General features: G+C 67.9%; 23 protein-coding genes. 12 read left to right on the top strand and 11 right to left on the bottom strand.

Annotation, left to right across the window (positions count from 1 at the left end):
* Nucleotides 1-55 precede the first annotated feature (55 nt).
* From ACAH41_RS03980 to ACAH41_RS03970, 3 genes are read left to right on the top strand one after another with little or no spacing between them, the layout of a single operon-like run.
* Nucleotides 56-1348 (top strand): efflux RND transporter periplasmic adaptor subunit, encoded by a 1293-nt coding sequence (locus tag ACAH41_RS03980; protein WP_325655116.1) that lies wholly within the window; start codon nucleotides 56-58, stop codon nucleotides 1346-1348.
* Nucleotides 1349-1364: 16 nt separating this feature from the next.
* On the top strand, nucleotides 1365-4550 hold the full coding sequence (locus ACAH41_RS03975) for an efflux RND transporter permease subunit (RefSeq protein WP_325655119.1): 3186 nt from the start codon (nucleotides 1365-1367) through the stop codon (nucleotides 4548-4550).
* On the top strand, nucleotides 4550-6004 hold the full coding sequence (locus ACAH41_RS03970; RefSeq protein ID WP_325655121.1) for an efflux transporter outer membrane subunit: 1455 nt from the start codon (nucleotides 4550-4552) through the stop codon (nucleotides 6002-6004). The genes ACAH41_RS03975 and ACAH41_RS03970 overlap by 1 nt, the downstream gene beginning before the upstream one ends.
* Before the next feature lie 101 nt (nucleotides 6005-6105).
* Here the strand turns inward: ACAH41_RS03970 and ACAH41_RS03965 are convergent, their stop codons facing one another.
* A complete protein-coding gene (locus ACAH41_RS03965; RefSeq protein WP_325655122.1) occupies nucleotides 6106-6813 on the bottom strand; it encodes a dienelactone hydrolase family protein in 708 nt (235 codons plus the stop codon).
* Nucleotides 6814-6857: 44 nt separating this feature from the next.
* Nucleotides 6858-7556 carry a dienelactone hydrolase family protein gene (locus ACAH41_RS03960; RefSeq protein WP_325655124.1) on the bottom strand — a complete coding sequence of 233 codons (699 nt, stop codon included), beginning with the start codon at nucleotides 7554-7556 and terminating at the stop codon, nucleotides 6858-6860.
* A gap of 218 nt (nucleotides 7557-7774) precedes the next feature.
* Between ACAH41_RS03960 and ACAH41_RS03955 the strand changes: the two genes are divergently transcribed.
* Nucleotides 7775-8788: a hypothetical protein gene (locus tag ACAH41_RS03955; RefSeq protein WP_370538179.1), complete on the top strand. Its 1014-nt coding sequence runs from the start codon at nucleotides 7775-7777 to the stop codon at nucleotides 8786-8788.
* 14 nt (nucleotides 8789-8802) lie between these two features.
* Nucleotides 8803-9813: a hypothetical protein gene (locus tag ACAH41_RS03950; RefSeq protein WP_325655128.1), complete on the top strand. Its 1011-nt coding sequence runs from the start codon at nucleotides 8803-8805 to the stop codon at nucleotides 9811-9813.
* A 27-nt stretch (nucleotides 9814-9840) separates the two neighbouring features.
* Here ACAH41_RS03950 and ACAH41_RS03945 read toward each other — a convergent pair whose 3' ends face one another.
* The 7 genes from ACAH41_RS03945 to dusB all read right to left on the bottom strand — a co-directional run bounded on the left by ACAH41_RS03945 (nucleotide 9841) and on the right by dusB (nucleotide 16179).
* Nucleotides 9841-10458, bottom strand: a complete 618-nt coding sequence (locus ACAH41_RS03945; protein WP_325655130.1) for a HAMP domain-containing sensor histidine kinase — start codon at nucleotides 10456-10458, stop codon at nucleotides 9841-9843.
* A gap of 330 nt (nucleotides 10459-10788) precedes the next feature.
* Complete coding sequence (gene ruvC, locus ACAH41_RS03940) at nucleotides 10789-11352, bottom strand: crossover junction endodeoxyribonuclease RuvC (RefSeq protein ID WP_325655132.1); 564 nt, start codon at nucleotides 11350-11352, stop codon at nucleotides 10789-10791.
* Nucleotides 11349-12323, bottom strand: coding sequence for a phosphatidate cytidylyltransferase (locus ACAH41_RS03935; RefSeq protein ID WP_325655134.1), 975 nt, complete (start codon nucleotides 12321-12323; stop codon nucleotides 11349-11351). Before ACAH41_RS03935 ends, ruvC begins: the two co-directional genes overlap by 4 nt.
* Before the next feature lie 5 nt (nucleotides 12324-12328).
* Nucleotides 12329-12961, bottom strand: a complete 633-nt coding sequence (locus ACAH41_RS03930; RefSeq protein ID WP_325655136.1) for a lysophospholipid acyltransferase family protein — start codon at nucleotides 12959-12961, stop codon at nucleotides 12329-12331.
* A 171-nt stretch (nucleotides 12962-13132) separates the two neighbouring features.
* The gene (gene purH, locus ACAH41_RS03925; protein ID WP_325655137.1) at nucleotides 13133-14713 is read right to left on the bottom strand and encodes a bifunctional phosphoribosylaminoimidazolecarboxamide formyltransferase/IMP cyclohydrolase; all 1581 of its coding nucleotides are present in this window, start codon (nucleotides 14711-14713) and stop codon (nucleotides 13133-13135) included.
* A gap of 89 nt (nucleotides 14714-14802) precedes the next feature.
* Complete coding sequence (locus tag ACAH41_RS03920; protein WP_325655140.1) at nucleotides 14803-15039, bottom strand: Fis family transcriptional regulator; 237 nt, start codon at nucleotides 15037-15039, stop codon at nucleotides 14803-14805.
* Between the two features lie 96 nt (nucleotides 15040-15135).
* On the bottom strand, nucleotides 15136-16179 hold the full coding sequence (dusB, locus tag ACAH41_RS03915) for a tRNA dihydrouridine synthase DusB (protein WP_325655142.1): 1044 nt from the start codon (nucleotides 16177-16179) through the stop codon (nucleotides 15136-15138).
* 144 nt (nucleotides 16180-16323) lie between these two features.
* On the opposite strand from dusB, the gene ACAH41_RS03910 reads away from it, so the two are divergent.
* Nucleotides 16324-16806, top strand: coding sequence for a YqaA family protein (locus tag ACAH41_RS03910; RefSeq protein ID WP_325655170.1), 483 nt, complete (start codon nucleotides 16324-16326; stop codon nucleotides 16804-16806).
* 94 nt (nucleotides 16807-16900) lie between these two features.
* Nucleotides 16901-18394 carry a carboxypeptidase M32 gene (locus tag ACAH41_RS03905; protein ID WP_325655144.1) on the top strand — a complete coding sequence of 498 codons (1494 nt, stop codon included), beginning with the start codon at nucleotides 16901-16903 and terminating at the stop codon, nucleotides 18392-18394.
* Between the two features lie 69 nt (nucleotides 18395-18463).
* On the opposite strand, the gene ACAH41_RS03900 is transcribed toward ACAH41_RS03905, so the two are convergent.
* The gene (locus tag ACAH41_RS03900; RefSeq protein WP_325655146.1) at nucleotides 18464-19009 is read right to left on the bottom strand and encodes a phasin family protein; all 546 of its coding nucleotides are present in this window, start codon (nucleotides 19007-19009) and stop codon (nucleotides 18464-18466) included.
* A 66-nt stretch (nucleotides 19010-19075) separates the two neighbouring features.
* Nucleotides 19076-19366 carry a copper-binding protein gene (locus ACAH41_RS03895; protein WP_325655148.1) on the bottom strand — a complete coding sequence of 97 codons (291 nt, stop codon included), beginning with the start codon at nucleotides 19364-19366 and terminating at the stop codon, nucleotides 19076-19078.
* 414 nt (nucleotides 19367-19780) lie between these two features.
* On the opposite strand from ACAH41_RS03895, the gene ACAH41_RS03890 reads away from it, so the two are divergent.
* The 5 genes from ACAH41_RS03890 (at nucleotide 19781) to ACAH41_RS03870 (ending at nucleotide 26386) form a co-directional block, all read left to right on the top strand.
* Nucleotides 19781-21886 carry a hypothetical protein gene (locus ACAH41_RS03890; protein ID WP_325655150.1) on the top strand — a complete coding sequence of 702 codons (2106 nt, stop codon included), beginning with the start codon at nucleotides 19781-19783 and terminating at the stop codon, nucleotides 21884-21886.
* A gap of 162 nt (nucleotides 21887-22048) precedes the next feature.
* Nucleotides 22049-22957, top strand: a complete 909-nt coding sequence (gene argB, locus ACAH41_RS03885; protein ID WP_325655152.1) for an acetylglutamate kinase — start codon at nucleotides 22049-22051, stop codon at nucleotides 22955-22957.
* 5 nt (nucleotides 22958-22962) lie between these two features.
* On the top strand, nucleotides 22963-23667 hold the full coding sequence (locus ACAH41_RS03880; protein ID WP_370538190.1) for a pyrimidine 5'-nucleotidase: 705 nt from the start codon (nucleotides 22963-22965) through the stop codon (nucleotides 23665-23667).
* Complete coding sequence (slmA, locus tag ACAH41_RS03875) at nucleotides 23667-24365, top strand: nucleoid occlusion factor SlmA (protein WP_325655156.1); 699 nt, start codon at nucleotides 23667-23669, stop codon at nucleotides 24363-24365. Before ACAH41_RS03880 ends, slmA begins: the two co-directional genes overlap by 1 nt.
* 164 nt (nucleotides 24366-24529) lie before the next feature.
* Nucleotides 24530-26386 (top strand): 5'-nucleotidase C-terminal domain-containing protein, encoded by a 1857-nt coding sequence (locus ACAH41_RS03870; RefSeq protein WP_325655158.1) that lies wholly within the window; start codon nucleotides 24530-24532, stop codon nucleotides 26384-26386.
* Nucleotides 26387-26449: the final 63 nt, after the last annotated feature.

Genomic DNA, 26449 nt, shown 5'->3' with positions numbered 1-26449 from the left:
CCGGCGTTGCCAGCGGGTGGAGGGGATTTGCTTGCGTTCATCCAGAAGGACTTCCATGGCCCACACGCCCTCCGCTTCTCTCGATGAGGTTTCGTCGCCCTGCGCCGCCTTGCGCAAGGCTTGGCACCTGGCGCCCCAGGCCGCGTGGCCGGTGCTGTCGCTGGGCGCGACGGCGCTGGTGCTGCTGTCATTGACGGCCTGCGGCCAGAGCGGTGACGCGGCCCACGCAGGTGGCCAGATGCCACCGCCGCAGGTGGGCGTCATCACCGTGCAACCGGCTTCGCTGGATCTCGCCACCGAATTGCCGGGACGGCTGGAAGCGGTGCGGACGGCGCAGGTCCGCGCCCGCGTGACCGGCGTGGTGCAAAAGCGGCTGTTCACCGAAGGCAGTGTGGTCAAAGCCGGCCAGAGCCTGTTCACGATTGACGCTGCGCCGTATCGCGCCCAACTGGACAGTGCCGTCGCGACGCAGGCCCGCGCCGATGCCGCACTGGCCAATGCCCAGGCCACCTACGACCGCTACAAGCCGCTGGCCGACGCCCGGGCCATCAGCCAGCAGGACTGGGTTGCCGCGCAGGCCGCGCAGAAGCAGGCGGTGGCCGACGTGGCCGCGGCCAAGGCGGGTGTGACGCAGGCCAGGCTGAATGTGGACTACGCCGCGGTGATCTCGCCGATCACCGGCCGCATCGGCCGCGCCGAGGTCACCGAAGGCGCGTTGGTCAGCGCCACCGAAGCCACGCTGCTGGCCACGGTGCAGCAAATCGATTCGCTCTACGTCAACTTCACCCAGTCGGCCACCGAAGCGCTGCGCCTGAAGCGCGCGATGGAGGCCGGCAAGCTGCAGTCCAGCACCAGCACCAAGGTCAAGGTGCTGCTGGACGACGGCAGCGAGTACCCGCTGCCGGGCAAGCTGCTGTTCAGCGACCTGACGGTGGACGCCACTTCCGGCCAAGTCACGCTGCGCGCCGAGCTGCCCAATCCAAAGGGCGACCTGCTGCCCGGCCTGTACGTGAAGGTGCGCATCGAACAGGCGCGCAGCGACGCCGCCATCCTGGTGCCGCAGCAGGCGGTGACGCGTGGCACCGCCGGCGACACGGTGCTGGTCGTCACCGCCGACAAGCAGGTCGAGCCGCGCCCGGTGCAGCTGAGCGGCTCCCACGGCAACCAGTGGGTGGTGCTGAGCGGCCTGAAGGCCGGCGAACAGGTCGTCGTCGATGGCTTCCAGAAGATCCGCCCGAAGACGCCCGTGAGCCCTGTGCCGTGGGCGCCGGCCGCTGCCGCCTCTGGCGCGCCTGCCGCGCCGTCGGCCCCTGTTGCTGCGTCGGCGGCTTCGGCCGCCAGCCATTGAGCGGAGTGCCCAGCGCATGAATTCCCGCTTCTTCATCGACCGACCCATCTTCGCGTGGGTCCTCGCCTTGTTCATCGTGGTCATCGGCGCGGCAGCCATCACCCGGCTGCCGGTTGCGCAGTACCCCACGGTGGCCCCGCCTTCCATCGTCATTTCCGCGGCCTACCCGGGCGCTTCGGCCCAGGTGCTGGAAGACAGCGTGCTGACTGTCATCGAGCAGGAGCTCAATGGCGCGCCCGGCATGATCTACATGGAGTCCAGTGCTGAAGCGACCGGCGCCGGCACCATCACCGTCACCTTCGAGCCGGGCACGGACGTGTCCATTGCCCAGATCGAAGTGCAGAACCGCCTGAGCCGCGCCACGCCGCGCCTGCCCGGCGCGGTCACGCAGCAGGGCGTGCGCGTCGACAAGGCGCGCTCGAACTTCCTGCTGTTCGTGATGCTGACGTCCAAGAACCCGGCCTACGACCCGGTGGCGCTGGGCGACTACGCTGCGCGCAACATCGTGCCCGAGCTGCTGCGCGTGCAGGGTGTCGGCCAGGCCCAGCTGTTCGGCACCGAGCGTGCGATGCGCGTGTGGATCGACCCCGCCAAGCTGGTCGGCTTCGGCCTGTCGGCGGCGGACGTCAACAATGCCATCCGCGCGCAGAACCTGCAGGTCTCGGCCGGCAGCATCGGCGCCTTGCCGACCGTGGCGGACCAGACGCTGTTCGCGTCCATCAACGTCAACGGCCAGCTGGCGTCCATCGAGCAGTTCGGCCAGATCATGCTGCGTGCCAACGCCGACGGCTCCACCGTGCGCCTGAAGGACGTGGCGCGCATGGAACTGGGCGGCCAGACCTATGCCAGCTCCTCGCGCCTGAATGGCGTGACGGCCACCGGCGTCGGCATCCAGCAGTCGCCTGGCGGCAATGCGCTGGCCACGGCCACCGCGATCAAGGAGCGCATGGTCGAGCTGCAGAAGTTCATGCCCGAAGGCGTGAGCTACGACGTGCCGTACGACAGCTCGAAGTTTGTCAAGATCTCGATCGAGGAAGTGGTCAAGACGCTGGCCGAAGCCATCGTGCTGGTGTTCATCGTGATGCTGGTGTTCCTGCAGAACATCCGCTACACCATCATCCCGACCATCGTCGTGCCGGTCGCCCTCACCGGCACCTTCGCAGTGATGCTGGCGCTGGGCTTCTCGATCAACGTGCTGACGCTGTTCGGCATGGTGCTGGCCATTGGCATCCTGGTCGACGACGCCATCGTGGTCGTCGAGAACGTCGAGCGGCTGATGGCCGAGGAAGGCCTCTCGCCGCGCGACGCGACGGTCAAGGCCATGGGCCAGATCACCGGCGCCATCATCGGCATCACCGTGGTGCTGGTCTCGGTCTTCGTGCCGATGGCCTTCTTCAGCGGCTCGGTGGGCAACATCTACCGCCAGTTCTCGCTGGCGATGGTGGCGTCCATCCTGTTCTCGGCCACGATGGCGCTGACCCTGACGCCTGCGCTGTGTGCCACGCTGCTCAAGCCGGTGCCGCACGACCACCACGAGAAGAAAGGCTTCTTCGGCTGGTTCAACCGTGGCTTCAAGCGCACCACCAAAAGCTACGAGTCGGTGGTTGCGCGCATCCTGCCGCGCGCAGGCCGCTTCCTGGTCATTTATGCGGTGATCCTTGGTGCCGTCGGCCTGATGTACACCCGCCTGCCCACGTCCTTCCTGCCCAATGAAGACCAGGGCTACCTGATCGTCAACGTGCAGCTGCCGCCGGGCGCGGCGCTGTCGCGCACCGAGGCGGTGATGAAGCAGGTCGAAGGCTTCTTCCTGTCGCAGCCTGAGGTGGACAAGGTCGTCGGCGTGCTGGGCTTCAGCTTCTCCGGCTCCGGCCAGAACGCCGCGCTGGCTTTCGTGCCGCTCAAGCCCTGGGACGAGCGCAAGGGCAAGGAGCACAGCGCACAGGCGCTGGCTGGCCGTGCCTTCGGTGCGCTGATGGGCATTCGCGATGCGTTCATCTTCCCGCTGTCGCCGCCGGCCATCCCCGAACTTGGCACCGCCACCGGCTTCAGCTTCCGGCTGCAGGACCGCACCGGCCAGGGACACACGGCGCTGCTGGCGGCACGCAACCAGTTGCTGGGCATGGCCTCGCAGAACAAGATCCTGGCTGGCGTGCGGCCGGACGGTCTGGAAGACGCACCGCAGCTGCAGCTGGACGTGGACCGCGAACGCGCTGCGGCGCTGGGTGTGACCTTCGACACCATCAGCACCGTGCTGTCGACCGCGCTGGGTTCCAGCTACGTCAACGACTTCCCGAATGCTGGCCGGCTGCAGCGCGTGGTGGTGCAGGCCGAGGCCAGTGCACGCATGACGCCCGAAGACGTGCTCAAGCTCTACGTGCCCAACAGCAAGGGCCAGCAGGTTCCGCTGTCGGCCTTCACGTCGACCCGCTGGGTCAACGGCCCGATCCAGACCGTGCGCTACAACGGCTACCCGGCGATGAAGATCAGCGGTGACGCAGCGCCCGGCTATTCCACCGGTGCGGCGATGGACGAGATGGAGAAGCTCGTCGCCCAGCTGCCGTCCGGCTTCGGTTTCGAGTGGACTGGACAATCACGCGAAGAAAAGCTCTCGGGTTCGCAGGCCACCATCCTGCTGGCGTTCTCGATGCTGGCGGTTTTCCTGTGCCTGTCGGCGCTGTACGAAAGCTGGAGCATTCCGGTGGCCGTGCTGCTGGTCGTGCCGCTGGGCGTGCTGGGCTCGCTGTCGGGTGTGTGGCTGCGCGACATGCCCAATGACGTGTACTTCAAGGTCGGCCTGATCACCATCATCGGCCTGTCGGCGAAAAACGCGATCCTGATCATCGAGTTCGCCAAGGATCTGCAAGCCGAGGGCAAGAGCCTGCTGGCGGCCACGCTGGAGGCCTGCCACCTGCGCTTCCGGCCGATCATCATGACCTCGTTCGCCTTCATCCTCGGCGTGCTGCCGCTGGCGATTGCCAGCGGTGCAGGCTCGGCCAGCCAGCGTGCCATCGGCACCGGCGTGATCGGCGGCATGATCACCGCCACCGTGCTCGCGGTGCTGCTGGTGCCGGTGTTCTTCGTCGTCGTGCGCCGCATCTTCAAGGGCGGCCATGAGCTGCGCCACCATGGCGCGTCGATCTCCGGCGGCAAGCCAGACCCCGCGGCTGTCGCCGCGATCACCGACAAGCAGGAGGGCCGTTGATGCGCCGCCATCGTTTCGCCTTTTCCGCGCTGCCGCTGGTCGCGAGCCTCTTGCTGGCCGGCTGCATCAACCTGACCCCCGAGTTGCAGCGCCCGGCGCTGCCGGTGCCGGCCACGCTGCCCGGTGGGGCGGACCCATCTGCCCCGCTGGCGCTGCCGGCCTGGCACGACCTGGTGCGCGACGACCGGCTGCGCCAAGTCGTCGAACGGGCGCTGGCTGCCAACCGCGACCTGCGCGTGGCGATGCTGCAGGTCGAGCGCAGCCGCGCCCAGCTGCGCATCACCGACGCCGACTTCCTGCCCACCGTCAGTGGCGCGCTGCAGTACGAGCGCGCGCCCAACAGCAGTGGGGTGCAGGCCACCACGGTGACCGGCGGCCTGGCCGTCAGCAGCTACGAGCTGGACCTGTTCGGCCGCATCCGCAGCAACTCCGACGCCGCCAACGCCACGCTGCTGGGCACCGAGGCCGGTGGCCGCGCGGCCCGGCTGTCGCTGGTCACGCAGGTCATCACTGCCTGGCTCACGCTGGCTGCCGACGAGGAACAACTGACGCTGGCGCGCCAGACCCTGGCCTCGCGCGAGGACACGCTGAAGCTGACCAGCCTGCGCGCGCAGGTTGGCGCCGCGTCGGACCTGGACCTGCGTGCCGCGCAGTCACTGGCGGCCCAGGCCAAGGCCACGCTTGCCCAGTACCAGCGCCTGCGCAACCAGGACGAGACGGCGCTGAGCCTGGCGGTCGGCGCGCCGCTGCCGGCGCAGCTGCTGCCCGGCCCGGCGCCGCTGTCCACCGCGGCGACGGCAGCCAACACCGCCACCATGGCCACCGGCGAGTGGCTGGCGGACGTGCCGGCTGGCGCTTCTTCCGAACTGCTGCTGGCCCGGCCGGACGTGATCCAGGCCGAGCAGGCGCTGCGCTCAGCCAACGCCAACATCGGCGCGGCGCGGGCCGCCTACTTCCCGAAGATCCTGCTCAGCGGCAGCTTCGGTGGCGTGACCGACTCGCTGTCCAACCTGTTCGACAGCGCCACCAAGGCCTGGACCTTCACCGCGCAGGCGGCGCTCACCTTGTTCGATGCCGGCCGCAATCAGGCCAACGTCAAGGTGGCCGAGGTCAACCGTGACATTGCGGTGGCGCAGTACGAGAAGGCGGTACAGACCGCGTTCAAGGAAGCTGCCGACGCACTCAACGGCCAGGGCGAATGGCGCCGCCAGGTGCAGGCCCAGCAGCTGCTGCTGGACGCCGAGCGCGAGCGCACCCGGCTCACGCGCATGAAGCTGGAGGCCGGCGCGGCCAGCCAGCTGGAGCTGCTGGACGCCGAGCGTTCGCTGGCCACGGCCGAGCAGTCGCTGGTGCAGGCCCGGCTGTCCGAGCTGCTGAACCGGCTGGCGCTGTACAAGGCGCTGGGCGGCGAAGAGCGCATGGCACCCGAACAGACGGCCTCGGCCGCGAAGTGACCGCGGGTGCCGCTCGGCACCGCGATGAAAAAACCCGGCAGGCGCAGCGCACCTGGCCGGGTTTTCTTTTGGGCGCTGGGCGCTGCCCCGGGCTCAGCCTCTCAGTACAGCTGCTGGGCCAGGAAAGCCAGGCTGCGGCCGTGGGCCAGCGTGGCGCTGCGCGGGTGGTAGCTGCCGCGGGCCCAGCAGTTGAAGCCGTGGCCGGCGCCGGGGTAGACGTGGAATTCGGTGCCCTTGTGGTCAGCCATCGCGCCGCGCACCTGCTCCACGGCGCTGAGCGGGATGTGGTCGTCCTGTTCGCCGTAGTGGAACTGCACCGGGCAGCGCACCTGTGGCGCCAGCGCCAGCTGGTTCTGGATGCCGCCGCCGTAGTAGGCGACCGCCGCGTCGACAGGCATCATCGCCGCGGCGCTGAAGGCCAGCCGGCCTCCCATGCAATAGCCGATCGCGCCGACCTTGCCGCTGCACTCGGCGCGGCCCTTCAGCACGTCCAGCGTGGCCTTCATGTCGCCCAGCACCTGGTCAGACTTGACGGTGCCCATCAGCTCGTAGGCACGCTTGGCGTCTTCGCCGTCATAGCCGAGCTCGACGCGTGGCGCGTGGCGCCAGAACAGGTCCGGCGCCAGCACCACGAAGCCGTCCTGCGCGTACTGCTCGGCCACGCTGCGGATGTGCGGGTTCACGCCGAAGATCTCCTGCAGCAACAGCAGGCCGGGGCCGCTGCCGCCGGGTGGCAGCGCCAGGTAGGCGTCAAAGGAACCGTCCGGCCCGCCCACGGCGAGCCATTGCGTGCTGATGGGATGAGGCATCGAAAAATCCTGAAGGGTGTTGGGTGTCCGATCCGGCCTGCATCTCAGCCGAGCTGCTGTCCAAGGAAGCGCAGGGTGCGATCCCATGCCATCTGGGCCCAGGCGGCGTCGTATTGCGTCATGGCCAGTCGGCCCGGGCCCACGGCGGTCTCGTTGGCAAAGGCATGGTGCGCCAGGTAGCGGTGGCCTTCGTAGGGCACCTGGGCTTCTTTCAGCTTGGCCTCCAGGGCTTCGACGCCGCTCAGCGCAAAGGCCTTGTCCTGCGTGGCCCAGTGGGCCATCAAGGGGCGAGCGCCGATCTTGCTGGCGTCGATGAATTCCAGCGGCGGGTAGCCGTACCAGACCACGGCCGCGTCGGCTTCGGGCGCCATCACCATGGACAGCAAGCTCAGCGCACCGCCCATGCAATAGCCGGTGACCCCGACCTTGCCGCTGCCCAGGCCCTGGGCCTTCAGGTGTTGCACCGCGCCGCGCACGTCGTTCGCGGCCGCATCGCCGAAGTCCAGGCCGGTCATCAGGTGGTGGGCCTCTTCCTGCGCCACGGTGCTTTTTCCCTTGTAGAGATCGGGCACCAGCGCGCTGAAGCCGGCGGCGGCCAGCCTGTCGGCCACGCCGCGGATCTGGTCGTTGATGCCCCACCACTCCTGGATCACCACCACCGAGGCCACGGGCTCCGGCGCTTCGGCGCAGTACGCCTTGGCGCTGAGGCCATCGGCACGCTTGAATTCAATGAGCTGTCCCATGGGGCGTGTTCCGTTCAGAGAAGTGGCTGAGCTGACGCCTAGCGTAACTCAACGCCTTTTGCTGCCAAGCCGGCACGGCGCCATGCCGCGCCGCGCGGATTGTGTGCAAAAACCGAGGGGGCGCGCCGCGTTCGAGGGTCGACCCTCGTTGTCCGGGGCAAACGGCGCTCCCACAATCATTTGACCAAGCCTAAAGCCAGGTGCGAGGGGAATCACTGATGAAGGACGATGATCGACCGCTGATGGCCGAACTCCTCGGCGTGGACGCGCCCTGGAAAGTGATGGATGTGCAGCGCAGCAGCGGCACGCAAACCGTCACGGTGCACATCGAGCGGCCGCCGCCTCCCCAGGGGCTGTTCGGCCGGCGCGCCGCGGTCCCCGTGCGGCGGCAGTTGCGCTGGGAGCATGTGACGCTGGCCGGATGGCGCTGCCGGGTGCAGGTGGGCCTGCGCGACGGCGACGCCTTGCCTGCCACCGCATGGACAGGTGAAGAGGCGCCCGGCTACACGCGTGGCCTGCAGCGTCTCATCATGGATCTGCTGCTGGCCGGTGCCACCACCGAACAGCTTTCGGTGTTGTTGAAACTGCCCTTCGCGGACCTGTGGCGTCACAAGTTTCGGCTGGACCAGGGCCGCAGCAACACGGCTGCGCCGCCGGCGGCCCCTGGCCTGCCGCCGGAGGGTTCACCTCTGTGGCCTGCGCTGCTGATGGGCCGGGTGTCGCTGGATGTGAAGGCCCTTGGCCTGAGGCTGCTGCTGGCCAAGCTGCAGCGCGAAGCGGCGCTGCATGGCGATGCGGACCTGCATCGCCAGGCAGCGCAGGAACTGCACCGCTATTTCCTTCGCAGCCAGGCCGTGTTGCGCCACGAATTCGGCCAGCTCACCGGCCTGATGGCACAGGTCCCGGCAGCCATGGAGCGGGCCGTCGCTGCGCCAGTCGCGCGGACGGCTGCTGTCTCGGCAGACGGCGTGCATTCTCCCGCCGGGCAGGGCTTCGAGCTGCCGGACGCCACCGATCCATTGTGGCTGGCGCTGCTGCAGGGCGAGTGTTCGCTGGATGTGCGTGCCCTGGGTCTGCGCCTGCTGCTGACCCAGCTGCGCTCGCAGATCCGCGTCATCCAGGACAGCGATGTGCGCATGCTCAAGCTCGTCGAGATCCATCGTTACTTCGCACGCCATCAGGGCTCGCTGAGCTATGAGATTTCCCAACTGCGCAACTGGCGCGCTCACTGAAGAAACGGCCCGGCATGAGCACCAAGACAAGCTTGCAACATCGCCTGATGAGCCTGGCGCAGGCCACCGAGCTGATCCGCGCCGGACGCCCGTGTTGCATTGCGGCGGACGAAGCGCTGCTGCGGCGCCTGCCGCGCGGCCCCTGGATAGGCGGGACGATCCCGTACTTCATGGCCGAGCGCGGCACCACCACGCGAGAAGCGCTGTTCGTCACCGAGCTGCCCATCTCCGGCAGTGGCCCGCGCATCATGCGCTACGACCGCAAGACCCTGGAGCGGGTCTGCACGGACGGGCCTGAGCATGGCTTCACGCTCATCGTGATGCCGGCCTTCAGCAGCGCCCACGAGGCCTTCGCGCAGGAGGCGCCCGGCTATGCCGAGATGTACCTGCGCCCGCTGGTGGGCTGGGTTTCGGGCGTGCACCTCGACGACCTAGGCCGGGCCAAGCCGCTGGTCTTCGACGGCAGCACCGGCCTGGCGCTGGAGGATGGCGCGGTCGCCATGCACGTGCCGGTGCCTGCTGACAAGTTGGTACATGTGGACATCGTCAACCCGGTCTCGCCCGAGACCGGGCCGGCCATCGAATTCACGCAGGGCGGGTTTTCAGCAGGCGATTGCCGCATCGATGGCCGCAGCCACAACCTGCACGACTGGATGGTGGAGCGTGGCTTCAACACGCAGTTGCCTCTGGTGGCCGACTATTGCGGCGCATTGGTGAACGTGTGCATCCGGAAGCTCGACCCCCAGTCCCGGCGCGTGGAGTTCTATGCGCCGGTCTTTCCCGGCACGGTCTATCGGCCGGCGCGGCCGGTGGGCAACTATGTGAGCACCTTTGCCACGGCACTGGCCAGCCACCACATTCCCGGCGAACAGGTGTTCAGCTGCAATTGCGTGCTGAACTATGCCTACGGCGGCCTGGAGGGGCAGACCGTCAGCGTACAAGGCCCGGCCACCTTCGGCGAGATTGCCTACCAGCTGCTCAACCAGACGCTGGTCTACCTCTCGCTGGTGGACGAAGGGCAGTGAGCCCTTCCCCCGGTCGCCGTGCGTGGCTCAGCTGCGCTGGCGAGGCAGTGCCACGCCCAGGGCGTGGCCTTGGCCGTCGAAGGGCTGTTGCGTCACTCGCCCGCCCACCTGCGCGCTGAGCTGCGCGACGATGGCCAGGCCCAGCCCCGCATGGCCACCGCGCCCCTTGCCGGGGCCCATGCGCACAAAGGGCTGCAGCGCTTCGCTCAAGCCTGCGGGCGGCAGGCCGGTGCCGGCATCCCGCACCCAGAGCCTGCATTCGTCGGCATCCCCCTCCGCGACGATGCACACTGGCGGCCGGCCATGGGCCAGCGCGTTGTCCACCAGATTGCCCAGCAGGCGCTGGATGGCGAGGTCGGGGTAGCCGGTGCGCTCGGCACCTGCGCTGTCCTCGATCTGCAGCTGAACACCTTGTGCCGCGTACTGCGTGGCCAGCGCACGCAGCTGCGCGGTCAGGAGCCGGGGCTGGCCCAGGCTGATCTCGGCGCTGCCGCGGGCGAAGCCCAGGAACTGGCCGACAAAGCGCTCGACCGCGTCAAAGTCCGGTGCCATGCGCTCGGCCACCGTGGCGGGGCATTCGACATCCACCCGCAGGCGCAGCCGCGCCAGCGGTGTGCGCAGGTCGTGGGAGAGACCGGCCAGCAACCGGCGTCGCGGTCATCGCGTCGGCAATGCGGGCGATGGGCCGGGTGATCAGGCGGATGCCCAACACCAGGGTCAGGGCTGCCGCGAGGCCTACCGCCGCCAGGGCGGCCAGCAAGGGCAGCAGCGGGCCGCCTGGCGGTGGCGTGTGGCTGGGCAACAAAGCGGCAGCCAATTCGGGTTTTGCAGGCCGATTTGTGAGCCCTGGCGCACAAATGGCGACGCGGCATGCTGTGCTGCAGCACGCGGCGTCATGCGGTGGGCGTTGGGGCCTGAAAGCCACGCCGCCGTTCATGCGGCCGGCGTCACGCCGCATCGCGCGGCGTGACCGAATCAGTAGGTGCGGCCGCCCTTGAACTGCGCATGGGTGCGGCGCTTCAGGTCGGTGGCCTGGGCCATTGCAGCGAAGGAGCCACCGGCGTGGGCATGGGTGATCGCCAGGCCCAGCGCGTCGGCCGCGTCCTTGCCGGGCAGGCCGGGCAGGCGCAACAGCCGCATCACCATTTCCTGGATCTGCTCCTTGCGCGCATGGCCGTGGCCAACGACCGACTTCTTCATCTGCAGCGCCGTGTACTCGGCCACCGAAAGGCCGGCCGTGACCAGCGCGGTCAGCGCTGCGCCGCGGGCCTGGCCCAGCAGCAAGGTGCTTTGCGGGTTGACGTTGACGAACACGATCTCGCACGAGGCCTGCGTCGGCTGGTAGCGCTCGGCCACTTCGCGCACGCCGTCGAAGATGATCTTCAGCCGGTTCGGCAGGTCGCCCAGCGCCACGCCGGAGGTGGTGCGGATGGTGCCGCTGGCGATGTAGTGCAGCGTGCTGCCTTCGATTTCGACGACGCCGAAACCGGTGCACTGAAGACCCGGGTCGATGCCCAAGACGCGGACTGGAACACTCATGGTGTCAGCTTGAAGTACCAGCGTACCGAATGGAAGAACACCGGTGCGCCAAAGGCCAGCGGAGCGATCCGGTCCAGCAGGCCGACCGCGCCGGTGACCGAGGCGCGGTTGCCCCACCAGGCGACGCCTGCGTCTTTTTTCAGCGCCCGCATCACGAACTCGCCGATGTTGCCGGCGGCCGCGGCAATGGTGGCGATCAGGATGGCCTGCGGCAGCTTGAACGGCGTGATCCAGAACAGCAGCCCGCCCGTCACGCCGCCGACCGCCGCGCCCAGCGCCCAGGCCTGCAGCGAGAAGCTGCGGCTGATGGCGCGCGCCACTGGGCGGCGGCGCAGGCGCTGGCTCAGGGTTTCCTGCGCGAAGTAGGCAACGATGGCGACCAGCACGTAGAAGAACAGCAGGAAGGCGCCGCGGCCGGCATGGCCGGGGAAGTCCAGCAGCAGCAGCGCAGGCGCATGCGACAGGCCGAACACGCAGACCATGATGCCCCACTGGATCTTGGCGTTGCGTTCCAGGAAGCGGCCCGGGTCACCGGCCAGCGCGCTGATGACCGGGATCACGAAAAACACGTAGACGGGGATGAAGACCGAGAACAGGTCGAAATGCTGCCCGCCGACCAGCACGTACTGGATGGGCAGCACGATGAAAAACGCGAAGATCAGGCTGCGGTGGTCGCTGCGGCGGGTGTGCATCAGCGTGATGAACTCGCGCAGCGCGAGGAACGAGAACACGCCAAACAGCAGCGTGGCGCCAATCGGCCCGGAGAGCCAGGCCAGCCAGAAGGTGACGAGGCCGATCCACATCGCGCGCAGCTCGCGCACGAAGCGGTCATGGCGCAGCTGGATCTCGGGCGGCGCGTCTCCCAAGCTGCGCAGCGTGGCCCAGGTGGTCAGGCCGGCGAGCACACCGAAGACGATCACGAATAGCAAGCCGATCTGATGCCCGGTGCTGAGTTGAAGCAGGTCATGCATGGGCTTCAGCCTCCCGCCGGCCGCAGCGCGACGACGGCCGCGCGTGCACGGTCCAGGAATGCGCGTTTGTCTTCGCTGGGGTTCAGCGCCATCGGCGCGCCGAAGGTCACAGTGCACAGGATGGGCACAGGCACCACTTCGCCCTTGGGCATCACACGCTGCACGTTGGCGATCCAGGCGGGAATGAGCTGCACATTCGGGAACTGCGTGGCCAGGTGATAGAGGCCACTCTTGAAGGCTTGCGGCTCACCCTTGTTGCTGCGTGTGCCTTCGGGAAAGATGACCAGCGAATCGCCGCCCTGCAGTGCCTGCACCAGCGGCTCCAGCGGGTCCTGTGCATCCGGGCCTTCCTTGGCCCGGGTGCGGCTCACGTAGACGGCGTTGAAGACCTCGCGTGTCAGCCAGTGCTTGAACGGCGAGGCGGTCCAGTAGTCCTTGGCCGCGATCGGCCGGGTCTGCGCGCGCAGCTCACCGGGCAGCGAGGCCCAGATCAGCACCCAGTCCAGGTGGCTTTGGTGGTTGGCAAAGTAGATGCGCTGCAGTGCCTGCGGCGGGCAGCCTTTCCAGTGCCCTTGGGCGCCTGTGATCAATCTGGCAATGAAGGCCAGCAACTGGCCCGCGAGGTCGGCTCTGGTCATGGGGGCGGATGTTAGCCGGCTGGCGGGTCATGCCATGCGCTTGCTTCAGCAGTGCGCAGACACCGGCATGATGGCCCGTCCGATGGCCTTGGTGACATGCTCGGAGTGCCCGAGGGCAATGGTCGGACACCCGCAAAAGGCGACCCGAGATTCGCGCCGCCCTTGGGGGGATCAATGGCGGAAGTGGCGCGTGCCGGTGAGCACCATCGCGATGCCGCGTTCGTCCGCGGCGGCAATGACTTCTTCGTCGCGCATCGAGCCGCCCGGGTGGATCACGCAGGTCGCGCCGGCGTCCACGACCACGTCCAGGCCGTCACGGAACGGGAAAAACGCGTCGCTGGCCACGGCCGTGCCGACCAGGCTCAGGCCCGCAGCCTGGGCCTTGATGCTGGCGATGCGGGCCGAGTCCAGGCGGCTCATCTGGCCGGCGCCAACGCCGAAGGTCATGCCGTCCTTGCAGAAGACGATGGCGTTGCTCTTGACGAAGCGGGCCACGGTCCAAGCAAAGCGCAGGTCCTGCAGTTGCTGCGCGGTGGGCTGCAGCTTGGTGACGACCTTCAGCTCGCCGACGATGTCGATGGTGTCGGCCGACTGCAGCAGCATGCCGCCGCCCACGCGCTTGAAATCGAGCGGGTTGGACAGCTTGCTGATCGGCAGTTCCAGCAGGCGCACGTTCTGCTTGGCGGCGTAGGCGGCGCGGGCGGCCGGCGTGAAGGCCGGCGCCATCGCCACTTCCACGAACTGCTTGTTGGCGTTGATGGCCTCGATCACGTCGGCGTCCACCGGGCGGTTGAAGGCCATGATGCCGCCGAACGCGCTGGTCGGGTCGGTCTTCAGCGCCTTCTCGTAGGCTTCCAGCAGCGTGGCGCCCACGGCCACGCCGCAGGGGTTGGCGTGCTTGACGATCACGCAGGCCGGCAGATCGAAGGCCTTCACGCATTCCCAGGCCGCGTCCGCGTCGGCAATGTTGTTGAAGGAGAGCTCCTTCCCCTGGATCTGGGTCCATTGCGACAGCGTGCCCTCGACCGGCTTGGCCTCCTTGTAGAAGGCCGCGCTCTGGTGCGGGTTCTCGCCGTAGCGCATGCCCTGCACCTTGCTCAGCTGCAGGTTGAAGACCTCCGGGTACTCGGCCCGGGCCGGCACTTCGGCGGTCTTCTCTTCCGCGCCGGCTTCCAGCGCGGTGAGGTAGTTGGTGATCATGCCGTCGTAGGCGGCGGTGTGCGCAAACACCTTCTTGGCCAGCCTGAACTTGGTGGCGCGCTGCAGGCCGTTGCCCTTCAATTCGGCCAGCACCTGCGGGTAGTCGGTCGGGTCGATGACGACGGCGACGTCCTGCCAGTTTTTCGCGGCGGCGCGCAGCATCGCCGGGCCGCCGATGTCGATGTTCTCGATCGCATCTTCCAGCGTGCAGTCGGCCTTGGCGGTGGCTTGCGCAAACGGGTAGAGGTTGATGATGAGCAGGTCGATGGTGCCGATGCCGTGTTCCTTCAGCGCGGCCATGTGCTCGGGCACGTCACGGCGGGCCAGCAGGCCGCCGTGCACGCGCGGGTGCAGCGTCTTCACGCGGCCGTCCAGCATCTCGGGAAAGCCGGTGATTTCCGAGACTTCGGTGACCGGCAGGCCGGCGCCGGCCAGCAGCTTGGCGGTGCCGCCAGTGGACAAGAGCTTGATGCCCTGTGCGTGCAGTGCTTGGGCGAATTCGACGATGCCGGTCTTGTCGGAGACCGAGAGCAGGGCAGTGAGTTGGGACATGGCGTTACGGAGAGAGAAGAGGTGTCGGTTCCGTTCGCCCTGAGCTTGTCGAAGGGCTTCGACAGGCTCAGCCCGAACGGCGGTGTGAATCACTTGAGCAGCTTATGCTCAAGCAGCTTGCGGCGCAGCGTGTTGCGGTTGATGCCCAGCCATTCGGCGGCCTTGCTCTGGTTGCCCTCGGCCTGGCGCATGACCACGTCCAGCATCGGCTTCTCGACAGCGCGGATCACCATGTCGTGCAGCGAATGCGGCTCGGCGCCGTGCAGGTCCTGGAAATACTGCTCCAGCGTCTCGCGGACGCACTCCTCGATGTTCTTTTTGCTCATGGCTCTGGCAGCTTGGCCGGCAAACGACTGCCGGTCCTCAGGGGAAAAGAAAAGCAGGCCCGCCGGGCATCCCGGCGGGATGTCCGAGGGCCGGGTTCAGGCTTGTTGTTCGATCAGGTCCTGGTTGGCTGCCGAAGCAGGCAGCGAAGGCAGCAGCGGGTGGATGTCGGCCAGGTCGTCGAAGAAGGTGCGCACGGCGCGCAGCTGGGCCTGGCCATCGTCGAGCGTGTTCATCACCGCGCGAAAGGCCTCGCCGCCGGGCAGTGAACGCACCGCCCAACCGATGTGCTTGCGCGCACTGCGCACGCCGGCTTCCTCGCCATAGAGCTGGTAGTGGTCCAGCAGGTGCTCGGTGAGCCAGCGCTGCACGTCGCGCGTCGGCGGCGGTGGCAGGTATTCGCCGGTGGCCAGGAAATGGCTGATCTCGCGGAAGATCCACGGCCGGCCCTGCGCGGCGCGGCCGATCATCAAGGCATCGGCCCCGGTGTGCTTCAGCACTGCGGCGGCTTTCTCGGGCGAGTCGATGTCGCCGTTGGCGACCACCGGGATGCGAAGCGCGGCCTTCACGGCAGCCACGGTGTCGTGTTCGGCAAAGCCTTTGTAGCCTTGCTCGCGGGTGCGGCCGTGGAGGGTCAGCATCGCGATGCCTGCGCTCTCGGCGGCGCGGGCCAGCGCCAGTGCATTGCGCTCGGTGTCGCACCAGCCGGTGCGCATCTTCAGCGTGACCGGCACGCCGCGCGGCGCACAGGCTGCGACGACCGCCTCGACGATGGCCAGCGCGCCGGCTTCGTCGCGCATCAGGGCTGAGCCGGCCCACTTGTTGCACACCTTCTTGGCCGGGCAGCCCATGTTGATGTCGATGATCTGCGCGCCGCGGTCGATGTTGTAGGCCGCTGCCTCGGCCATCATCAGCGGCTCGGTGCCGGCGATCTGCACCGCGATCGGCGCGCTTTCGCCTTCATGGTTGGCCCGGCGCGAGGTCTTCAGCGACTGCCACAAATCCTTGCGCGAGGTCACCATCTCGCTGACCGCATGACCCGCGCCCAGCTGCTTGCACAGCTTGCGGAACGGCCGGTCCGTCACCCCGGCCATGGGGGCGACGAACAAGGCGTTCGGGAGCGTGTAGGGGCCAAGCTGCATGGGTTCGGTGCGAAAGCAGGGGAGTGGAGTCGGGGGCGAGCGTGTCCGACAGGCGGCGCGCCGGTTGCTCAAAAAGGAGGCAGGATTATAGGGGCTGGGCCGACGGCTGGCGGACACACTGGCGGTGACAATCTCCGCATGGATGTGGATGTCTGGTTGCAATCCTTGCTGAGTTGGCTGGCGCTGCCGAGCTTTGGCCTGTCGACGCTGTTCGTGGTGGCTGTCATCTCGGCCACGCTGCTGCCGCTGGGCTCCGAGCCTGCACTGCTGGGCCTGCTCTACCTGCAGCCGGACCTGTTCTGGCCGGCGATTGCGGTGGCCACCGCCGGCAACACGCTGGGCGGCGCCATCAGCTGGTGGACTGGCTACGGTGCCGAGAAGGCCTGGGAGCATGTGAAGCACCGCCCGCCGCGCGAGATGCGGCTGCTGGCCTGGCTGCAGCGTTTTGGTCCCAAGGCCTGCCTGCTGAGCTGGCTGCCGCTGGTGGGCGACCCGCTGTGCGCGCTGGCCGGCTGGTCGCGGCTGCCGTTCTGGCCTTGCGTTGGCTACATGCTGATCGGCAAGGCTGGCCGCTACCTGGTGATGACCACGTTGGCGCTGCACTGGTTTGGGCCGGCTGTGGCTTGAGCCGCCGGTGTTGGTCCGTGCCATCCCCCAAGAGGGGGAGCGGTCAAGCTCATTTCCGCCGGATTGTGACAACGGCCGGGCCCACAATGGGCCGATGTCGATCGCCACTCCGCACTACGAAGCGCTGAAGCGCACCTATGGCCGCCTGCACCGGCTGACTCATCTGGAAAGCATGGCCTCCTGGGACCAGGCCGCCAACATGCCGCCTGGCGGTAACCAGGCACGGGCCGATGCGCTGACCGAAATGGCCGGCTTGCTGCACCGCATGCGCACCGATCCGACGCTGCAGGCCCAGCTGAGCGGCGCCGAAGCCGAGCCGCTGGACGAAGCCCAGCGCGCCAACCTGCGCGAAATGTCGCGCGAGTGGCGGCGCAGCAATGCGCTGCCAGAAGCGCTGGTCGAGCGCCGCTCGCAGGCCACCTCGCGCTGCGAGCATGCCTGGCGCAGCCAACGGCCGGCCAATGACTGGGCTGGCTTCCTGCCCAACCTGCAGCAGGTGCTGGCGGTTGCGCGCGAGGAAGCGCGGCTGCTGGCCGAGCGCAGCGGCCTGGGCCTGTACGACGCGATGATGGACCAGTACGAGCCCGGCATGACCAGCGCCACTGCGGCGCGCGTCTTTGGCGAACTGCGCACCTGGCTGCCTGAGCTGATCCGCGCAGTGGGCGAACGCCAGGCCCGCGAGACGGTGGTGCCGGCCGTCGGCCCGTTCCCGCTGCCGGCCCAGCGCGCGCTGTGCGAGCGCGTGATGAAGCTGCTGGACTTCGACTTTTCGGCCGGCCGGCTGGACGTCAGCACCCATCCGTTCTCGGGCGGCGTGCCGGAAGACGTGCGCCTGACCACGCGCTTCTACGAAGACGACTTCCTGCCCAGCCTGATGGGCACGGTGCACGAGACCGGCCACGGCCGCTACGAGCAGAACCTGCCGCGCGACCTGCTGGGCCAGCCGGTGGCGCTGGCGCGTTCGATGGCCATCCATGAAAGCCAGAGCCTGGCCTTCGAGATGCAGCTGGGCAGCCACCCGGGTTTTGCCAGGCTGCTGTCGCCGCTGGTCAGCGAGGCCTTCGGCGCACAGCCGGCCTTCGAGCCGGCCAACCTGCACAAGCTGCTGACGCGCGTGAAGCCCAGCCTGATCCGCGTCGAGGCCGACGAGGTGACCTACCCGGCCCACGTGATCCTGCGCTTCGAGATCGAACGTGCGCTGATCGAAGGCGAGGCAGAGGCGGCGGACATTCCGGCCATGTGGGACGAGCGCATGCGCGATCTGCTGGGCCAGGACACCCGTGGCAACTACAAGGATGGCCCGATGCAGGACGTGCACTGGCCGACCGGCGCTTTCGGTTACTTCCCGTGTTATTCGCTGGGCGCGATGTACGCCGCGCAATGGTTCGCGGCCATGCGGCGCGAAATGCCGGCGCTGGACGAGCAGATCGCTGCCGGCAACCTCAGCCCGGTGTTCGACTGGCTCAAGCGCAACATCTGGCAGCAGGCCAGCCGCTGGACCACCGACGAACTCGCGCTGCGCGCCAGCGGCGAGGCGCTGAACCCGGCGCATTTCCGCGCCCACCTGACGCAGCGCTACCTCGGCTGAAGCCGCGGTTCGCCGCCCAAGCAAAAGACGGCCCACGGGCCGTCTTTGTTTTTGGCGAGCGTGGAGCGGTCAGTCGCTGGCGCCATCGCTTGTCTTGCGCACTGCCTTGCGTGCCGGCTTGGCCGCTGCCGCGGCCTTCTTGGCCCGCAGGCCGGAAGCCGCCTTGGCGCTTTGCTGCTTGGTCTTGTGCAACTGGGTGCTGAGCTTGGCGACCTGGGCCGTCAGCGCCTCGACCTGCGCGTTCAACGAGGCCATGTCCTGCGCGGTCGGCACGCCCATCTTCTTCAGCGCCTGCGCGGTGCGGGCTTCGAACTTGGCTTCCAGCTTTTCCCAGGAAGCGCCGGCCTTGTGCATCGCCTCGCCGGCCATCGCGTTCAGCGTTTCGCCGAACTCGCCGAGCTTGTCTTCGGCGGCGCCCTGGGCCGTCTGACGCTTGCGCCGCAACTCGGCGCCTTCCTGCACCAGCGTGTCGAAGGCCTTGCTGCCTTCTTCCTGGGCCTTGGCAAACGCGCCCACGCCAGCCAGCCAGATCTGCTGCGCCGAGGCTTTCACCGCGTCGGCCAACGGGCCGTCGAACAGGCTGGCGGGGTCGAAATCCTTGCGGTGGGTGGGCATGGGCGAGTCTCTCCAGTCAAAAAACAACGCAGGCGCGCCAGCTTGAGGCCGGTGCGCCTGCAGGTTTCACTTCTTGCGGATCGCGGTCACGGTGTACTGGCCATCGACCTTGTCGGCTTCGAAGACGACCAGGTCACCTTCGGCCAGGCCGTTCAGCAACGAGGGCTGACGGGCCTTGAAGACCATGGTCATCGCGGGCATGTCGAGGTTCTTGATCGCGCCGCTCTTGATCGTGACCTTGGCCTGCGCCGTGTCGATCTTGCGGATCTCGCCATCGGTGGCATGCGCCACCAGGGCCAAGCCAGCCAGGGACAGGCCGGTCAACATGCGGGCCCAACGCGGGGTCCAGGTGCTCATTTCAGTTTTCTCCTTGCCTGTCTGCAACGCTGCAGTGGCGCTGCGGGATGACCGGCGGCGCCAGCAGCGACGCCCGATGGTAGACCGGGCAGCCGCGCCGCAGCCGCCTGTGAGCAACCGTAACTGTTGCGGAGCTGTTGCAGCACCTGCGCGAGCCAGCTTTGAAAGGGTGCCGCGGCAGCGTCGCGCGGGCATGGCAAAACATCCTGACACGCCAGACACGCCTGGTGCGAAGTTGCCCGTTGCGGCCCTGATGGGTGAAATTGGAATCGGTTCCAGAATCCGCCCGCGAAGCCGCCGGCAGGCAGTCCGATGCCCCGCTTCGTTTCGTGGGCCGGTTGATTGGCGTCGCGCCAGCGGGCCTGCCCTCCATGCGCCCGCTGTGGCGCAGCAAATGATGAAGGAGACAACGGCATGCATGCATCCATGGGAATTGCGGGAGACGGCACCTGGCGTCGCGGCCCACGGGCAGCCCGGACCTGGTCACTCGCCTGGGTCTGGCTGTCGATCTGCGCGCTGCTGCTGGGCAGTTTCGCGCTGCCGGCCCGCGCTGCGGATTACACCGACGGCGTGGCCGTCTCGGGCAGCACCGCGACGATCTGGTTCAAGTCCAACGTCGCGACGACCTGGGTCGACGCGCACTACAGCCTCAACAGCGGCGGACAGCTGAACGTGCGCATGACGTATTCGTCGGTCAACGCGCGCTGGGAGCAGGCCGTCACCGGCGTAGCTTCCGGCACCGTGCTGAAGTTCAACTTCACCTACAACAACGGCAACCCGGCCTATGACACGCCGCAGGAAATCTACACCGTCGGCGGCACGCCGCCGCCGCCGACCTCGGACACGCCGGACTTCGGCGCCAACGTGTCGATCTTCGACCCGGCCACGCCGATCGCCACCATCCAGTCCAAGCTGGACGCGGCTTTCAATGCGCAGCTCAACAGCCCCACCGCACAGTTCGGCAGCCAGCGCTATGCCTTCCTGTTCAAGCCCGGCAGCTACAACGGCGTGTTCGCCAACCTGGGCTTCTACACCGCCATCGCCGGTCTGGGCCAGAACCCGGACGACGTGACGCTGAGCGGCACCGTCAACGTGGACAGCGGCTGGAACTACGGCGACCAGGGCAACGCGACGCAGAACTTCTGGCGCTCGGCCGAAAACCTGGCTCTGATTCCCAACGGCGGCACCAACCGCTGGGCTGTCTCGCAAGCCGCGCCGATGCGCCGCATGCACATCCTGGGCAACCTCGTGCTGGGCCCGTCCAACCAGGGCGATGGCCAGGGCTACGCGAGCGGCGGCTACATCGCCGACAGCAAGGTCGACGGCCTGATCGCCTCCGGTTCGCAGCAGCAGTGGTACACGCGGGACAGCAACCTCGGCAACTGGTACGACGGCGTCTGGAACATGGTGTTCTCCGGCGTCGTCGGCGGCCCGGCGACCAGCTTCCCGTCACCGCCTTACACCGCGCTGGCCACCACGCCGGTCTCGCGCGACAAGCCCTACCTGTACGTGGACAGCAGCGGCAAGTACCGCGTGTTCGTGCCCAGCACGCGCACCAATGCGTCCGGCGCCAGCTGGGCCAATGGCGCGACCGCCGGCACGTCCATCCCGATGAGCCAGTTCTACGTCGCCAAGCCGGCCGACAGCGCCGCCACGCTGAACGCCGCGCTGGCGCAAGGCTTGAACCTGTTCTTCACGCCAGGCACCTACCACCTGAACGACACGGTCCGCGTGACGCGGGCCGGCACCGTGGTGCTGGGCATCGGCTTCCCGACGCTGGTGCCGGACAACGGCGTCAACGCGATGTCGGTCGCCGACGTGGACGGCGTGTCCATCGCCGGCCTGCTGTTCGACGCCGGCACGGTCAACAGCGCCGCGCTGCTCACCTTCGGCCCGGGCACCTCGGCGGTCTCGCATGCGGCCAACCCGAGCTCGGTGCAGGACGTGTACTTCCGCATCGGCGGCGCGGTCGCCGGCAAGGCCACCACCAGCCTGGTCGTCAACAGCAACAACGTCATCGTCGACCACATCTGGGCCTGGCGCGCGGACCATGGCAGCCAGCCCACCGGCTGGACCATCAACACGGCCGACACCGGCGTGCTGGTCAACGGCAACAACGTGCTGGCCACCGGCCTGTTCGTCGAGCACTACCAGAAGTTCAACGTGGTGTGGAACGGCCAGGGCGGCAAGACCATCTTCTTCCAGAACGAGATGCCTTACGACCCGCCCAGCCAGGCCACCTGGCGGGCGGATGCCACCGGCTACGCCGCCTACAAGGTGGCCGACAACGTCACCACGCACGAGGCCTGGGGCGTGGGCAGCTACTGCTACTTCAACGTCAACCCGAGCATCCACGCGGCGCATGCCTTCGAGGTGCCGGCCGTCGCCGGCGTGAAGTTCCACAGCGCGCTGACCGTCTCGCTGGGCGGCGTGGGCGTGATCGACCACGTCATCAACAACACCGGTGGCGCAGCGCAGGGCACGGCCACGGTGCCGGTCAATGTGATCAATTTCCCGTGACCTCTGGCTGTTGAGGTGTTGCCCTGGGGCCCGCTGCAGCGATGCGGCAGGCCTTTTTGCTTTCGGCCGGCTTCCCGCTCATTTCGGCGGCCCCCCGGCAACGCAAATCCCTAGAATGCCGGCCAATCCCCTTTCAGCACTGGCGCGCCCGCCAGCACCACCATGAGCACGCTGCCCGCCGAAGACGCCCTTGCCCACATCCAGCCGCGCGACAAGGCCGAGATCCTGGCCCAGGCGCTGCCCTACATCCGCAAGTTCCACGGCAAGACCATCGTCATCAAGTACGGCGGCAATGCCATGACCGACCCGGCCCTGCAGCAGGACTTCGCCGAGGATGTGGTGCTGCTGAAGCTGGTCGGCATGAACCCGGTGGTGGTGCATGGCGGCGGCCCGCAGATCGACGAGGCGCTGGCCAAGATCGGCAAGAAGGGCACCTTCATCCAGGGCATGCGCGTGACCGACGAGGAGACGATGGAAGTCGTCGAGTGGGTGCTGGGCGGGGAAGTGCAGCAGGACATCGTCGGCCTGATCAACGCCGCCGGCGGCAAGGCCGTGGGCCTGACCGGGCGTGACGGCGGGCTGATCCGGGCCCGCCAGATGAAGCTGGCCGACAAGGACGATCCGAGCAAGGAACACGACATCGGCCAGGTCGGCGAGATCACCGCCATCGACCCGGCGGTGGTGAAGGCGCTGCAGGACGACCAGTTCATCCCGGTCATCAGCCCGATCGGCTTCGGCGAGAAAAACGAGAGCTACAACATCAATGCCGACCTGGTGGCGTCCAAGCTGGCCACGGTGCTGAAGGCCGAGAAGCTGATGATGCTGACCAACATCAAGGGCGTGCTGAACAAGGCTGGCGAGCTGCTGACGGAGCTGACGGCGCGCGACATCGACGACCTGATCGCCGACGGCACCATCAGCGGCGGCATGCTGCCCAAGCTGGCCGGCGCGATCGACGCGGCCAAGAGCGGCGTGAACACCGTGCACGTGGTCGACGGCCGCGTGCCGCATGCGATGCTGCTGGAGATCCTGACCGAGCAGGCCTACGGCACGATGATCCGCTCGCATTGAAAGCCGTGCGCCGCGTGGCGCGCCTGCGCGAGGGCGAGCGCGTCTGGCTGTTCGACCTCGACAACACGCTGCACAACGCGTCTGCCTCGGCCTTTCGCGGCATCAACGAACGCATGGGCGCCTACATGACGCGCGAGCTTGGGCTGGAGGCCGGCGAGGCGCACCGGCTGCGCCAGCTCTACTGGCAGCGCTACGGCGCCACCTTGCTTGGCCTGGTGCGCCACCATGGCGTCAACGCCGGCCATTTCCTGCAGGACACGCACGTGCTGCCCGGCCTGGAGCAGCAGCTGCAGACGCATGCGCACGACGTGGCGGCGCTGCAGCGGCTGCGCGGCCCGCGGCTGGTGCTGACCAATGCGCCGCTGGCCTATGCCGAGCGGGTGCTGGGCGCGCTGGGGTTGCGTGGCTTGTTCGACGGTGTGATCGCGATCGAGCAGATGGCGATGTTCGGCCAGCTGAGGCCGAAACCGGACACACGCATGCTGCAGGCGCTGGTGGCCCGGCTTGGCGTGCCGGCGCACCGTTGTGTGCTGGTGGAAGACACGCTGGCGCACCAGAAGGCGGCGCATTCGCTGGGCATGCGCACGGTCTGGATGCAGCGCTGGCTGAGGGCTGCACACACGCCGCCGGAGCCCAAAAATTGGCGCCGCCGGCCCCCCTATGTGTATGCCAGAATCCGCTCGCTTCAACAGTTGCGAAGTGTGCTGTGATGTCCGAAATGCCCGAAGCGTCTGAGTTGTCCGTGCCGGGTATGCCCGAGGTGTCTGCTGCTGCGCAAGCGCCATTGGCCGCGGTGGCAGCCGCTGGCGAGCCCGCCGTGGCGGTGGCCCGTAAACGGCCCAAGCCGGGCGAGCGCCGGGTGCAGATCCTGCAGACCCTGGCGGCGATGCTGGAGCAGCCCGGCGCCGACCGCGTCACCACCGCTGCGCTGGCCGCACGCCTGTCGGTCAGCGAGGCTGCGCTGTACCGCCACTTCGCCAGCAAGGCCCAGATGTTCGAGGGCCTGATCGAGTTCATCGAATCCAGCGTCTTCACGCTGATCAACCAGATCGCCGAGCGCGAGATCACCGGCGCCCTGCAGGCACACCGCATGGTGCAGGTGCTGCTGCAGTTCGGCGAGAAGAACCCCGGCATGACCCGCGTGATGGTGGGTGATGCGCTGGTCTTCGAGAACGAACGCCTGGGGCTGCGCATGGGCCAGTTCTTCGACCGGGTCGAATCCCAGTTGCGGCAAAGCCTGCGCGTGGCGGCCGAGCAGGCCGGTGTGGCCACGCCCACGGTGCAAGCCAACGGCCAGGCCTCGGCGCTGACCTGCCTGGTCATCGGCCGCCTGCAGCGCTACGCGCGCAGCGGCTTCAAGCGCATGCCGACCGAACAGCTGGACGTGGCCTTGCACTTGCTCGGCTGAATGGCGGAGCCGCTCGCTGCGGCGCTCACGTCTTGTTGCAGTTGACCAAGCTTGAGGCGCTGGCGGGCCAAGGGCAATCCCTAGTGCCGGTCGTGGGGGCGTCAAGCAGATGTCACGCCGGCAATCTCCAATGAGGGCACCACATGAACCCCAGGGAAATTGCCATGTCCGTTTTCAAGATGAGCCTGCTGGCCGCCAGCGTTGCGCTGGCTGCCTGTGCCCAGCCTGGCCTGGCGACCGCCGCTGCGCCGTCAGCCCCGGCAGCCACCGCCAAGGCCAAGCCGACGCTGACCATCAAGATCCTCGCGCTGAACGATCTGCACGGCGCGTTGGAATCGCCCGGCACGTTCACCAATGCCGGTACCGCCGCGGTGCCCGCCGGTGGCGTGGACTACGTGGCCGGCTACATTGCCGCCGCCCGCGCCGCGAACCCGAACACCGTGGTCGTTTCGGCCGGTGACCTGATCGGCGCCAGCCCGCTGATCTCGGCGCTGTTCCATGACGAGCCGACCATCGAGACGATGAACCGCGCCGGTCTGGACTTCAACGCCGTCGGCAACCACGAGTTCGACGAAGGCAAGGACGAGTTGCTGCGCATGCAAAAGGGCGGCTGCCACCCGACCGACACCGCCAACACCTGCAAGGGCGCCAGCGTCGGCACGCCGGTGCCGTTCGAAGGCGCGAAATTCAAGTTCCTGGCCGCCAACGTGGTCAAGAAAAAGAACGGCGAAACCCTGTTCCCGCCTTATGGCACGCGCACCTTCGACATCGAAGGCAAGAAGATCAAGGTGGCCTTCATCGGCATGACGCTGAAGGACACGCCGCAGATCGTCTCGCCCTCCGGCATCAAGGACCTGGTCTTCACCGACGAGGCGACCGCGGTGAACAACCTGGTACCGGTGCTGAAGGCGGCCGGTGTCGAAGCCATCGTCGTGCTGATCCACCAGGGCGGCGCACAGACGGGCACCACGCCGGTGGACATCAACGGCTGCGTCGGCAACCTGGATGGTTCGCCGATCCCGGCCATCGTCGGCCAGCTGGACGACGCAGTGGACCTGGTCATCAGCGGCCACACCCACGCGGCCTACAACTGCCAGCTGCCGCTGGCCTCGGGCCGAAACATCCCGGTCACCAGCGCCAACACCCAGGGCCGCGTGCTGACCGACATCGACCTGACGCTGCAGCGCGGCAACCGCGATGTGGTGGCCGTGGCCGCGAAGAACGTCGTGGTCGACCGCAGCAATGTGGCGATCACGCCGAACCCCGAGATTGCCGGCATCGTCGCCGGTTACAAAACGCTGGTGGCGCCGGTCGCCAACCAGGTCATCGGCCGCATTGCCGCCGATGTGCCCAACACCAAGGACGCCGCCTGCAACATGCCCGCCGGTGACCTGATCGCCGACTCTCAGCTGGCCGCCACCGTGCAGGCCGGCGGCGCGCAGCTGGCGCTGATGAACCCGGGCGGCGTGCGCAGCCCCGGCTTCATTTACGCCGGCAGCCCCGTTGGCGAAGGCGACGGCAACGTGACCTACAGCGAATCGTTCACCGTGCAGCCCTTCGGCAACAGCCTGGTGACGCTGACGCTGAACAACCAGCAGCTGCACGACACGCTGGAGCAGCAGTTCCCGAACTGCTTCGGCCAGGTCACCTTCTCCAAGGTGCTGCTGCCGTCCAATGGCGTGCACTACGAGTGGGACAACGCGCAGGCCTGCGGCGCCAAGGTGCGCAACCTGACGGTGACCACCAGCGCCGGCACGGAGACCATCGTCGACGCCAGCGGCACCGTGCTGAACCCGGGCAAGACCTGGCGTGTCACGGTCAACAACTTCCTGGCCGATGGCGGCGATGGCTTCAGCGTGCTGAAGGGTGGCACCAACCGCGTGGGCGGCGGGCAGGACATCGATGCACTGACCGCCTACCTGGCCGGCACCCAGGCGCCGAACCCGCCGTACGACCCGGCCGCTGCCAACCTCGGCAAGCCGCGCATCGTGCGCGTGGACGCGGGCACCGTCTGCCCCTGAGCGAGCGCGCTTGAACGGCCGCGGGCGGCAAGGCTGCGCCCGCGGATCGCGAAGGGCCTCCCC

It is taken from the genome of Ideonella sp., assembly GCF_041287625.1.
Classification (GTDB): domain Bacteria; phylum Pseudomonadota; class Gammaproteobacteria; order Burkholderiales; family Burkholderiaceae_C; genus Ideonella.
This window is presented reverse-complemented; position numbering and strand designations above follow the sequence as displayed.